The organism is Brucella tritici (assembly GCF_008932295.1).
GTDB classification, from domain to species: Bacteria; Pseudomonadota; Alphaproteobacteria; order Rhizobiales; family Rhizobiaceae; genus Brucella; species Brucella tritici.
In genome coordinates this window covers 27711-40410 of record NZ_WBWA01000027.1, presented here as the reverse complement: position 1 = coordinate 40410, position 12700 = coordinate 27711, and the positions used below count along the sequence as shown (strand labels likewise).

Here is a 12700-nt window from a genome sequence, read left to right as displayed (position 1 = left end):
CCTCAGAGTACCGATATTTTCGTGCGCTCGGCGATCTTAGGCAGAGGCGGGGCCGCAAGGAAGCGGTCATGTAGCTCCTTGATAACTTTTGTCGATAGAGGAGACAGTACGCGCGGCGGCGCAGCCATGGTTTCTTCCGGCTTGGCATTCGCGACTTGTGGCTCGTTCTTCTTGGGCGGCGCGGGGAATGGCGGGGTCACACCCGGTATGGGCTTCAGTTCGATGTTCTGATGCGCATAGGCCATCATGCGCTGCCAGGCCATGGCAGGCAGAACGCCGCCGGTCATTTCCTTCATCGGGGTGAAATTGTCGTTGCCGAACCAGACCGCCGCCGTGAAATTTCCGGTAAAGCCGACGAACCACGCATCGCGATAATTCTGCGTTGTGCCGGTTTTGCCGCCCACCCGCGTCATCGGCAATGCCGCGCGGCGTCCAGTGCCGCGTTCAGGCACTTGCACCAGCATGGAATTCATTTCGAGTGCAGCTTTCTCCGACAGTGCCCTGTGCGGCTTCGGGGCATCGCGCCCGAAATCCCACAGCACCTTGCCTTCCGACGAAACGATCTGTGTGAAGGCGTGACGGTTGCCGGCCATGCCCGCATTTGGAAACACGTTGAAGCCGGTGGCCTGATCCATCACCGTCATTTCCGATGTGCCGAGCACCATGGTCTTGTGTGACGAGATCGGCGATTCCACGCCCATCGCCTTGGTCAGGGCAACAATTGGGGCTGTGGTCAGATAATCGCGCGCCAGTCGCACCGGTACGCTGTTCAACGAGCGGACAAGCGCCGTCGTCAGGTCCACGCGACCGGCAAAGCTGCGGCCATAATTGCGCGGTGACCAGTTGCCCCAGCTAATTGGAGCATCTGAAACGATGGTGCTCGGCGTCAGTCCCTTTTCCATCGCCGCTGCATAGACATAGGGCTTGAAGGAAGATCCGGCCTGCCGCAATGCCTTGGTGGCACGGTTGAACTGGCTTTCACCATAGTCCCGCCCGCCGACCAGTGCGCGGACGGATCCGTCATTGGCAATAACGACGGTTGCCGCTTCCGAGACATTATAGTCCTTGCCGAACTGGCGCAGATGATATTCGAGCGATTCCTCTGCCGCCTTTTGCAGGTTACGGTCGAGCGTCGTGCGCACGATCAATGTGTGCTGCGGAATATTGGCGGCGATCTTCTTCACCTCTTCAAAAGCCCAGTCGAGGAAGTAGTCGGGACTTTCGTTCTTGGCGCGGTCGATGACGCTCGCTGGATGACGGCGTGCAACGGCCACCTGTCCTTCGCTCAGGAAGCCGCTTTCTACCATATTGGACAGCACGACATTGGCGCGTGCACGGGCTGCGGGCAAATTGACATGCGGCGCGAACTTGGCGGGCGCCTTGAACAGACCGGCCAGCATCGCGGCTTCCGCCAGCGAGACATCCTTGACGTTCTTACCGAAATAGAATTCCGAAGCAGCCGCAATACCGAAAGTTCCGCCGCCCATATAGGCACGGTCGAGATAAAGCTGCAGGATTTCCTTCTTGCTGAGATTGCTTTCCAGCCAGAGCGCGAGGAAGGCTTCCTTGATCTTGCGTTCGATGGTGCGCTCGTTGGAGAGAAAAAGGTTCTTGGCGAGTTGCTGCGTGATGGTGGAGCCGCCCTGAACGACGCCATTGGCGCGCATGTTCTGGCTGAACGCGCGGGTCAGGCCCCAGAAGTCGATGCCGTAATGGTCGAAAAAGCGTCGGTCCTCGGTGCCGAGCACGGCCTTGATGACGTGATCCGGCAATTCATCAATCGGCACGGCCTGACGGTGGAGAATACCGCGCTGGCCGATTTCATTGCCATAGCGGTCGAGGAAGGTGACGGCATAATCGTCCTGTGCACGCCAGTCCTTCTTGGTTTCCTCGAAAGCCGGCAGGGCCAGGACGAGCATCAGAACTGCGCCGCCCACGCCCAGCGTAAATCCTTCGTCGAGAACCTCGACCACAAAACGCCGGAAACCGCGCACGCGAAAACGCCGTGAGAAAATGGTGATGTTTTCCCACCATTCGCCGAGATTGTAGCGCAGGCTGTAGAGGGTGGAATCGATCCACGCGTCGAGCCCAATCAGGCGCGAAACCCTGAACGGTTTGCGCTTTTCGCTTCCGGAATCTTTTTCTGCCGTTTTACGCATAAACACTAACTTCGGCATGGTTGGTTTCGGAGACAGGCGGAACTTGCCCATCCATCATAGCAGATTAATAAGCAACAGCTCATGTGAAATGGTTAAAACACAAGCAGCTTTTCGGGCATGGGAAAAAAGTCAATAGATAGGAAAATAATCCTTGACTGCGTAACGGTGCTTTGTTAGGCTTTATGTACAGTCGAAAAATTATAACTGTTCACGCGTACCTCCGTTGGAGGCCAGCATACATCACCCAGAAAAGCTCTAGAGGCTTTTCTGGGTGATGTCTTTTGAAGCCAAAAATTGTGGATCAGATTTTACCGCAAAAACGTAAAGAGGCATCGGGCACGTTGTGTGTTCTTCTCGTTGGGTTCGTTGGACAACGAAAAGATGATTTTGCGCCGCATGGTAAGTGCAGCACCATTCCCGATTAAATGCGTCGGGCGGAGTTTACTGTGGCAGTGCACTTGGGGCGTAGTTGTTCATAAACAGAGAAATATGGTGCGGTTGACATTCGATCATATTTGGGTCTGCAACACGAAAGGAAGTCATCATGGCCATCCTTATCCATACAATATTTACTTCGGAGGTTACGTGGATCTGGTTTGCCAAGATTGCCGGTGCGACGGCAGGCTCTTTCATGTCGCTCGCCTACATCCTTCCGCGAGGAAAGCGTGACGCGGCGGTCCGCTTCGCGGTTGGCGTGATCTGTGGCGTGGTTTTCGGTGGTGCGGCAAGCGTTAAGATTTCCGAAGTATTGGCTCTTGGCGGATTGCTTGGCCAGGCGGAATTGATGTTGATAGGTTCCGCGGTTGCAAGCTTGGCGGCGTGGTCAGCGATCGGGGTTTTTCAGCATTTGTCCGAGCGGCTGAAACACGCGCCTATACCCGGGCTACTTCCCGAAGAAAAACGGAGCGATGACAATTCCTGATTATGGATGAATTTTAAAAGGCCCTTATTGGTGTTCGACGGGGAGCCCGACAGCAGCTTCTCGGATATCGCGTGCCTGTCGCCTATGGGGTTTGCAATAAATGCGAACTACCCAAACGTCGATACTTATGAGCAAACGAAAAGACGGAACGATCTCGGCTATGGCTTTTCAATTTAGTTTGTTTGGATTGTTACAAGGAACGGACAGGTAGGCCCGTCGTCGACCGCATTCCGGCAATGACTAACTGAAAATGATTGGGTATTTGTAGAAATACATGATTGCAAGTTGAGCGTATGAACTAATCGATGTCGTTTCGGTTTTCTTTCATCCTGATGTGCTCTCGGTCCTGTAACAGGCTTGATCGATCAGGGTGTATTAACGGATGTTCTGCTGCAACTGGCGACTGCAATTGCCGGAATTGTTACAATAATTGGGCGTATCGGGGCAACTTCACGCATTTCATAATTTCACAAAGCGTGATAGTCAGAGGCGGAATTTTCCTTTGGGCCCGGAAGAAGAATGGTTGTTCATGCATCGTTCAGCTGTGGGGCGCTATATAAGGCGGCATGATGAAACAAAATTCTGCACTCAAAGTTTTCGCGCTTCTCGCGGTTAGTATTGGCTTGCTGCCGGTCGATGCCGGTGCCCTGCCGATAACTGCGCCGCAGAAGTCCAATCTCATCGTCGCTGCCGCCGGAGATTGCGCGGCGGTCGGCGAACAGGTGGCTGCCCAGCAGGGCGGCCAGCTCGCCAAGGCAACCGCTGCGACTCAGAACGGCCGCCCCGTGTGTGTGGTTGTGGTGCTTGTGCCGGGCCGCGATGGCGAGCGTCCGCGCCGCGTTGAAGTGGCCGTTCCCGCTCAATAACAACAGCTTTACCGCTGTTATACATGAATTGAGGGGAGAATGTCCGCTTGCGTATCCTGATAGTTGAAGACGACAAGGACCTGAACCGGCAGCTTTCCGAAGCGATGGCTGCTGCCGGTTATGTGGTCGACCGCGCCTATGACGGCGAAGAAGGGCATTATCTCGGCGATACCGAGCCTTATGATGCCGTGGTGCTCGACATCGGCCTGCCGAGCATGGACGGCATCAGTGTCGTTGAGCGCTGGCGGCGCAGCGGGCGTGCCATGCCCGTTCTCATGCTCACCGCCCGCGATCGCTGGAGCGACAAGGTAGCCGGTATCGACGCCGGTGCCGACGACTATGTGGCCAAACCTTTCCATATCGAGGAAGTGCTGGCGCGGCTACGCGCCCTTATCCGCCGTGCTGCGGGTCACGCTTCGTCGGAACTCGTCTGCGGGCCGCTCTATCTCGATACGAAAACGTCGAAGGCAAGTGTCAACGGCGTTGCCCTCAAGCTCACCTCACACGAATACCGGCTTCTGTCCTATCTGATGCACCATATGGACGAGGTGGTCTCGCGTACCGAACTGGTCGAGCATCTCTACGATCAGGATTTCGACCGCGATTCCAATACGATTGAAGTCTTTGTCGGCCGTCTTCGCAAAAAGATGGGTGTGGACCTGATCGAGACGGTGCGCGGCATGGGCTATCGCATCCGCTCCGGAGGGGAGATTGAGAGCGAAACGAAAGGCAACGACAGCTGAAGCTTCTTCGCGTCTTTCCTCCCTTGCGTTCGCTCGCGGTCCGCGTCGTCACGCTTTCGACGATCTGGGTCATCGTGGCGCTTGTGGTGGTGGCCACTTTCATCGGGTCACTGTATGGCGATGCGGCACGCAGCAATTTTGAACGCCTGTTGACTGCTCACCTGTTCAGTCTGGTCGGTGCGATCAGCACGTCGGGTCAAGGCGTGCTGCAGGGACGTCCGGAACTGGGAGAATTGCGCTATTCCAGCCCGCTCTCCGGCTGGTACTGGTCTGTCGATCCCGTCACGCCGAACCTGACCGGAAAGCTGCAATCGCCGTCGCTCATCGGGCGCATCGTGCCGGAAATGCCGATCACGCAGGCACCGTTCGACAGCTCCTTCATGCGCAGCTACACCTTGCCCGGCCTCAACGGCGAGGAGCTTTTTATCGTTGAGACCGAAGTGGTGCTGGATAATGCCAATCGCATTGCGCGTTTTCGTGTCATGGGCAATCTCAGCGAGGTCCTGAAGGAGATAACCGATTTCAGAACCAGCCTTACGACCTATCTGGCGATCTTCGGCATCGGCAGTATTCTCATCAATGCCGCTGTGATTCTGTTCGGCCTGCGTCCGCTCGACAAGGTGCGTCAGGCGCTGGCTGATATTCGAGAGGGGCGCTCGTCAAAGCTCGACGCGTCGCTGCCCGCCGAAATTGCGCCGCTCGCAACCGAAATGAACGCGCTCATCGAGAATAATCGGCGCATTGTAGAGCGTTCGCGAACACAGGTCGGCAATCTCGCACATTCTCTCAAAACCCCCCTTTCCGTGCTGGTCAATGAAGCACGAAACATGGGTGGCGAACACGGACGCATCGTGCAGGAACAGAGCGAGGCGATGCAGGTGCAGATACAGCACTATCTGCAGCGCGCGCGCATCGCCGCGCAGCGCGACAGTGTTGTGTTTCGCACGCCCGTGACGCCGGTTCTCGAGCGCATGCAGCGCGTGACGGCGAAACTCAATCCGGCTTTCAGCGTTACCTTCAGGAATGATCTGCCAAGCGCCGTTTTTGCCGGAGAGCAGGAAGATCTGGAAGAGATTGTTGGAAACCTGCTGGAGAACGCGGGCAAATGGGGCCGCAAACGCATCAATATTAAGCTTGCCCCTATTTCTGGGGAGCAACGACAATTCGAAGTCCTGATAGAAGATGACGGGCCGGGTCTGGCGCCCGACAAGATCGAAGCGGCGCTGAAGCGCGGCAGCCGCGTCGATGAAACGAAACCGGGAACCGGGCTCGGGCTGGCAATCGTGCAGGATACCGTTCGCGAATATGGCGGCAATCTGCATCTGGGCAAGAGTTCGTTCGGTGGATTGGGTGTCCGGGTCGTGTTGCCGCTGACGGAAGATTGACGGTTGTTTTTGGCCGAAAGCCAACTAGAAGATTAAATTGAAAAAGCCACATGCCGATATAGTGTGCATGCTAATTGTTTATGAAGGCCGGTTGTTATGATGATGGTATCCAGGTTTTCTCACCCAGTTTCAGTTGCTTCGACGATGCTTGCCGTGGCGCTCGCATTGTCAGCCTGCGGCACGACGAGCAAGGGCACAGGTCTCGGCTCGCTGGGCGGTAGTTCTACGGCGCAGAAGCCGGAAACAAGCCTGTTGACGCCGCTTGGCAACGGTCTGCTCGGCAACTCCGCAAATCAGTTGAATGCAGTCGACCGCAAGAAGGCGCTTGAGGCTGAATATCGCGCGCTTGAATATTCGCCGGCAGGCAAGGCCGTATCCTGGAGCGGCAGCGGATCGAACTCCGGCGATGTGACGGCGGCGCAGCCCTATCAGGTCGGCTCTCAGAATTGTCGCCAGTATTCGCATAGCTTCACCATTGGCGGGTCGCAGCAGACTGCGCGCGGAACGGCATGTCGCAATCCGGACGGTAGCTGGACGCCGCTGACCTAAACTCCAGCGTCCCACCTTTGCGGCGAATTGCCCTAGTCAGCAACTTACTGAAGGTAGTAGTTGGTTTTTCCCTTGGCTGCGCTTAAGTCGTAGCCATGGGATTCTGGCTTATTGCAGCACTATTGACATTAGCAGCCACTCTGGCTGTTTTGTTGCCTCTCGCGCGGCGCAAGCAGGCATTCTTGCCCGCTGAAAAGAATGACCTTGAGGTCTATCGGGATCAGTTGCGTGAGGTCGAAGCCGACGCTTCACGCGGCATGATCGACCCGCAGAGCGCCGAACAGGCGCGCATCGAAATTTCGCGTCGCATTTTGAATGCTGAAAAGTCAGGCAAGGAAGCTGCGGAAGCCGCAAGCCAGGCTGCACCAGGCCGATTGCTGGCTTTCATTGCGGTCCTTGCCGTGCCGCTGATCGCCTGGGGCATCTATCCGCTTTTCGGCAAGCCCGACATGCCGTCCATGCCGCTCGCCGAACGGCTTTCGGCCAGTGCGGATCGCAGCTCTGTCGATGAGCTTGTGGCGCGTGCCGAAGCGCATCTGGCGCAAAATCCGGGCGATGTGCGTGGATGGGATGTGCTGGCGCCGATCTATCTGCGGCTTGGTCGTGCCACTGATGCCGTCAATGCATATCGCAGTTCCATTCGTATTGCCGGTGAGAATTTCCCGCGTGTTCTGGGATTGGGTGAAGCACTGGCAACCGCTTCAGGTGGCACCGTGACCGCCGAGGCAGAAGGCTTTTTCAAGAAAGCTGCCGATCTCGAACCAAATGATGTGCGTCCGCAGTTCTATCTTGCACAGGGTGAGATGCAGGATGGCCGGATGGATATGGCCGCCAATCGCCTCCAGGCATTCCTCGACAAGGCACCCGCCGATGCGCCGTGGCGCAGTCAGATCGAACAGGCTATCGCCCGGCTTCGTAACCCTGCTTCCGGTAGCGACCAGCAACCGAAAGGACCGACAGCAGGCGATGTCGATGCCGCTTCGTCGCTCAGCCCGGAGGACCGGCAGGCGATGATCGAAGGCATGGTTCAACGTCTTGATGAAAGTCTTCGCCAGAATAGTGGGGATGTCGAAGGCTGGAAGCGTCTCGTGCGCTCCTATATGATCCTCAACCGTCGCGATGCAGCGCTGGACGCTCTCAATCGCGGCATGACAGCCCTTCAGGGTGAAAGCCGGACGAACTTGCAGAGTTTCGCAGCCGGTCTTGGACTGGAAACAGGGAACGCACAAAAATGAGCGCGACCGCAGACGACAATGCACGAGGTACCAAACCGGCGGGTAATTTTGCCCGGAACGTTAGCCAGAGAAAGCGCAAGCGTCTGTTCCTGATCGGTGGCGCACTGGCGGTTCTGGCCATAGCGGTCGGACTGATGCTGATGGCCTTCAGTCAGGACATTCGCTTCTTCCGTACGCCTGCCGACCTGACGGAACAGGATATGGCCTCCGGCTCGCGGTTCCGCCTTGGTGGTCTCGTTGAGGAAGGTTCCGTCAGCCGCGAGGGCAGCGAACTGCATTTCACGGTGACGGATACGATCAAGACTGTGAAAGTCGTGTTCGAAGGCATTCCGCCTGATCTCTTCCGCGAAGGGCAGGGCGTTGTCGCCGAAGGGCGTTTCGGAGACGATGGTGTTTTCCACGCCGACAATGTGCTGGCGAAGCACGACGAGAATTACATTCCCAAGGACCTTGCCGACAGCCTGAAGGAAAAGGGCGTCTGGGAAGGCAAATAGAAATTATGGCATTTCCAGCAAAAGTGTGAAGCGGTTTTGCGTTTGGAAATGCTTAAAGCGAATAGTTAGGGCATTCCGTATCGGACCCGTGGTCCGGCAGGGTGCTTGATGGAGATTGCAGATGAGTGTCGAAATCGGCCATTTTGCTCTGGTTCTGGCGCTGGCACTGTCGATTGTCCAATCGATCGTGCCGGTGGTCGGCGCGCATCGCCGGGATACGCAACTCATGGCCGTCGCCGTGCCGACGGCAATTGCAGTCTTTGCGCTGATCTGCCTTGCATCGGCCGTGCTTGTCCATGCCTATGTCGTGTCGGATTTCTCGGTTCTGAACGTGGTCGAGAACTCGCATTCCCAAAAGCCTCTCCTTTACAAGATCACCGGCGTCTGGGGCAATCACGAAGGTTCGATGCTGCTGTGGGTGTTCATTCTCACCTTCTTCAGTGCGCTGGTGGCTGCATTTTCCGGCAATCTGCCTGAAACGCTCCGCGCCAACGTTCTTGCCGTACAGGGCTGGATCGGCGTCGCATTTCTGGCGTTCATCATCTTCACCTCGAACCCGTTCACCCGTATTTTCCCGGCTCCAATGGAGGGCGGCGATCTCAATCCCATCCTTCAGGACATTGGCCTCGCGATCCATCCTCCGCTGCTCTATCTCGGCTATGTCGGCTTTTCGGTATGCTTCTCCTTTGCCGTGGCGGCACTGATCGAGGGGCGTCTTGATGCCGCGTGGGCGCGCTGGGTGCGTCCGTGGGCACTCGTGGCCTGGATGTTCCTGACTGGCGGTATCGCGATGGGTTCCTACTGGGCCTATTATGAGCTTGGCTGGGGCGGCTGGTGGTTCTGGGACCCGGTCGAGAACGCATCGTTCATGCCGTGGCTGGTTGGGACAGCCTTGCTCCATTCCGCTCTCGTGATGGAAAAGCGTTCTGCGCTGAAAATCTGGACTGTACTGCTGGCGATCCTTACCTTTTCGCTGTCGCTACTCGGCACATTCCTTGTCCGCTCCGGCGTTCTGACCTCGGTTCACAGCTTCGCCACCGATCCGGGACGCGGTCTTTTCATTCTGGCGATCCTTGCAATCTTCATTGGCGGATCGCTGTCGCTTTTCGCACTTCGTGTACAGAGCCTGACGGCGGGGGGCATCTTCCACCCGATCTCCCGCGAAGGCGCGCTCGTCTTCAACAATCTGTTCCTGACGACCGCTGCCGCGACCGTGCTGATCGGTACGCTTTATCCGCTGCTGCTCGAAGTGATGACCGGCGACAAGATTTCCGTTGGCGCACCGTTCTTCAACATGACGTTCGGCCCGCTGATGATCCCGCTTCTTTTTGCAGTTCCGTTCGGTCCGTTGCTCGCCTGGAAACGCGGTGATCTTTACGGCGTGTCGCAGCGGTTGATGACGGCTTTCGCGCTCTCGCTTCTGGCGGCGGGGATTGTCTTGTGGAGTACATCGGCGAAATCGGTTCTCGCCGCCTGCGGGATCGGACTTGCCGTGTGGCTGATTTTCGGCAGCCTGACGGACCTCGTTCTCAAGGCTGGTATTGGCAAGGTTTCCGCAAGCAAAGCATTTGCGCGCTTCAAGGGTTTGCCGCGCTCGGTCTTTGGTACGGCGCTCGCCCATATTGGGCTTGGCGTGACGCTGCTTGGTATTGTGAGCGTGACCACGTTCGGCACGGAGAATGTGCTGATCATGCGTCCGGGCGATACAGCCAAGGTGCAGGATTATACACTTCGCTTTGAGGGCCTCCGTCCGCTGACCGGCTCGAACTTCACCGAAAATCGAGGCACTTTCACCCTGCTCGATTCCAGCGCACGCACTCTCGGACAGATTGAACCGTCCAAGCGCTTCTTCCCGGCACGCCAGATGCCAACCACGGAATCAGGCATCAGGACGCTGTGGTTCAGCCAGGTCTATGTTGCGCTTGGCGATGAGCCGGGTGACGGATCAGTTGTGGTTCGTATCTGGTGGAAGCCTGACGTAACGCTCATCTGGTATGGCGCCCTTGTCATGATGGTGGGTGCACTGTTTTCCCTGGCAGATCGTCGTCTGCGGGTCGGCGCGCCGTCACGCAGTCGCAAATCCGCGTCGAAAGAAGCGGAGGCCGCAGCATGAGAAAGCGGTCGGCATTCGCCGCACTCCTGCTTGGCGCTGCGCTGGCGATACAAGGAACGGCGGCCCTCGCGGTCAATCCCGATGAAGTCCTGTCCGATCCGGCGCTTGAAAAGCGCGCCCGCACGATTTCCGGCGAATTGCGCTGCATGGTCTGCCAGAACGAATCTATCGACGATTCCAATGCCGAACTTGCCCGTGATCTTCGCATTCTCGTGCGTGACCGCCTGAAGGAAGGCGATAGCGACCAACAGGTGATGGACTTCATCGTTGACCGTTATGGCGAGTTCGTTCTTTTGAAGCCGCGCCTCAATGCGCGTACCGTGCTTCTGTGGGGCTTTCCAGTCGTCGTCCTTTTAATCGGTGCGGTTGCGCTGATTTTAGCCTTTCGCGGGCGCAGGCAGGCGGGCGAGGCGCCCAAACCACTTACCGACAGCGAAAAAGCCGAACTCTCGCGTCTGCTGGACGGCAAATAACTGACATCTGCTTGCGAATCTTATTCGCAACCTTACGAAACTTTCATGTTGTGGAAACGGAGCGGTAAGGTAGCCCTGACTATCTTACGCTCTATAAAGGTTTCACAGGCCTGCGTTTCCTGAAAGATCAGGGCAGCGGCCGGATTACTGCTCGTAAGGAGAAATAAATGTCCAGAGCCAGGATTTCCAACTATCGCAAGGGCGTTGCCGCGATTGCACTATCGGCTGCTCTCGCCGGTGGTTTTCTCGCTACCGGCCCGCTTGGTGCGCTCAATGATGCGCGTGCTGACGCAGTCCAGGTAACGCCACCGCCGCAGGCTGCGGGTTTTGCCGATCTTGTTGAGAAGGTTCGTCCGGCTGTTGTCAGCGTCCGCGTGAAGAAGGACGTGCAGCAAACTGCTGATCGCGGCGACGGCGGCCAGTTCTCGGGCCCTCCCGGATTTGATCAGCTTCCGGACGATCATCCGCTGAAGCGCTTCTTCCGTGATTTCGGCATGGATCCGCGTGGCGACGCTCGTCCCGATGCCCGCCCGGATCGCCGTGGCCCCGGCAAGCGCGGTCCGCGCCCCGGTCATGAACGTCCGGTCGCCCAGGGTTCCGGCTTCTTCATTTCCGAAGACGGCTATGTCGTAACCAACAATCACGTGGTTTCTGATGGCGATGCCTACAGCGTTGTCATGGATGACGGTACGGAACTTGACGCAAAGCTGATCGGAACCGATCCGCGTACCGATCTGGCCGTGCTGAAGGTCAACGATCCGAAGAAGAAGTTCACCTATGTTGCATTCGGCGACGACAACAAGATTCGCGTCGGTGACTGGGTTGTGGCTGTCGGCAATCCGTTCGGTCTCGGCGGTACGGTGACATCCGGTATCGTGTCGGCTCGCGGCCGTGATATCGGCGCCGGTCCTTACGACGACTTCATCCAGATCGACGCGGCTGTGAACAAGGGCAACTCTGGTGGTCCGGCCTTCAACCTGTCCGGTCAGGTCATCGGCATCAACACCGCAATCTTCTCGCCTTCGGGCGGTAGCGTGGGTATTGCCTTTGCAATTCCGGCCTCTACCGCAAAGCAGGTCGTTGACCAGCTCATCAAGAAGGGTTCGGTCGAACGTGGCTGGATCGGTGTCCAGATTCAGCCGGTGACCAAGGATATTGCTGCTTCGCTCGGCCTTGCTGAAGAGAAGGGCGCAATCGTCGCTTCGCCGCAGAAGGACGGCCCTGCTGCCAAGGCTGGCATCCAGTCCGGTGATGTGATCACTGCCGTCAACGGCGAACCCGTTCAGGATCCGCGCGATCTGGCACGCAAGGTTGCTGGCATTGTTCCAGGCGAAAAGGCGGCACTCACCGTCTGGCGCAAGAACAAGGCCGAGGAAATCGACATCACCATCGAGGCGATGCCTGGCGATCTCGGCAAGTCGGCCAGCACTTCGGGTGACAATGGCGGCGGCAGCCAGAGCGAGACGCTCGACTCCTATGGCTTGACCGTGACCCCATCCGAAGATGGCAACGGCGTGGTGGTAACCGACGTTGATCCCGATAGCGATGCCTCTGACCGTGGTGTCCGTTCCGGCGATATCATCATGAGCGTCAACAACCAGACGGTGAAGAGCGCCAAGGACATCAACAACGCCATCAGCGAAGCCGCCAAGTCGGGTCGCAAGGCAGTGCTGCTGCAATTGCAGAGCAACGATCAGAGCCGCTTCGTGGCCCTGCCGATCGATCAGGGATGATGACCGGTAGCCCTTAAGGCTCTGAGCA

The 12700-nt window shown here is 57.5% G+C and carries 11 protein-coding genes; 10 read left to right on the top strand and 1 reads right to left on the bottom strand.

Annotated features, from left to right (window positions below):
* Positions 1 to 2: 2 nt before the first annotated feature.
* A complete protein-coding gene (locus F9K91_RS20950; protein ID WP_109988027.1) occupies positions 3 to 2177 on the bottom strand; it encodes a penicillin-binding protein 1A in 2175 nt (724 codons plus the stop codon).
* A 526-nt stretch (positions 2178 to 2703) separates the two neighbouring features.
* Between F9K91_RS20950 and F9K91_RS20945 the strand changes: the two genes are divergently transcribed.
* The 10 genes from F9K91_RS20945 (at position 2704) to F9K91_RS20900 (ending at position 12672) form a co-directional block, all read left to right on the top strand.
* Positions 2704 to 3081: a DUF6107 family protein gene (locus F9K91_RS20945; RefSeq protein WP_151557847.1), complete on the top strand. Its 378-nt coding sequence runs from the start codon at positions 2704 to 2706 to the stop codon at positions 3079 to 3081.
* A gap of 569 nt (positions 3082 to 3650) precedes the next feature.
* Positions 3651 to 3947: a hypothetical protein gene (locus F9K91_RS20940; protein WP_061347242.1), complete on the top strand. Its 297-nt coding sequence runs from the start codon at positions 3651 to 3653 to the stop codon at positions 3945 to 3947.
* 47 nt (positions 3948 to 3994) lie between these two features.
* On the top strand, positions 3995 to 4690 hold the full coding sequence (locus tag F9K91_RS20935) for a response regulator transcription factor (RefSeq protein WP_151678633.1): 696 nt from the start codon (positions 3995 to 3997) through the stop codon (positions 4688 to 4690).
* A gap of 74 nt (positions 4691 to 4764) precedes the next feature.
* A complete protein-coding gene (locus F9K91_RS20930; RefSeq protein ID WP_109988028.1) occupies positions 4765 to 6075 on the top strand; it encodes an ATP-binding protein in 1311 nt (436 codons plus the stop codon).
* Positions 6076 to 6171: 96 nt separating this feature from the next.
* The gene (locus tag F9K91_RS20925; protein ID WP_109987929.1) at positions 6172 to 6624 is read left to right on the top strand and encodes a hypothetical protein; all 453 of its coding nucleotides are present in this window, start codon (positions 6172 to 6174) and stop codon (positions 6622 to 6624) included.
* Positions 6625 to 6719: 95 nt separating this feature from the next.
* Complete coding sequence (ccmI, locus tag F9K91_RS20920) at positions 6720 to 7859, top strand: c-type cytochrome biogenesis protein CcmI (protein ID WP_109987930.1); 1140 nt, start codon at positions 6720 to 6722, stop codon at positions 7857 to 7859.
* Positions 7856 to 8353: a cytochrome c maturation protein CcmE gene (gene ccmE / locus F9K91_RS20915; RefSeq protein ID WP_109987931.1), complete on the top strand. Its 498-nt coding sequence runs from the start codon at positions 7856 to 7858 to the stop codon at positions 8351 to 8353. Before ccmI ends, ccmE begins: the two co-directional genes overlap by 4 nt.
* A gap of 121 nt (positions 8354 to 8474) precedes the next feature.
* A complete protein-coding gene (locus tag F9K91_RS20910; RefSeq protein ID WP_151557854.1) occupies positions 8475 to 10466 on the top strand; it encodes a heme lyase CcmF/NrfE family subunit in 1992 nt (663 codons plus the stop codon).
* Complete coding sequence (locus F9K91_RS20905; RefSeq protein ID WP_151557856.1) at positions 10463 to 10939, top strand: cytochrome c-type biogenesis protein; 477 nt, start codon at positions 10463 to 10465, stop codon at positions 10937 to 10939. The genes F9K91_RS20910 and F9K91_RS20905 overlap by 4 nt, the downstream gene beginning before the upstream one ends.
* A gap of 167 nt (positions 10940 to 11106) precedes the next feature.
* Complete coding sequence (locus F9K91_RS20900) at positions 11107 to 12672, top strand: Do family serine endopeptidase (RefSeq protein WP_151652639.1); 1566 nt, start codon at positions 11107 to 11109, stop codon at positions 12670 to 12672.
* The last annotated feature ends 28 nt before the right edge of the window (positions 12673 to 12700 follow it).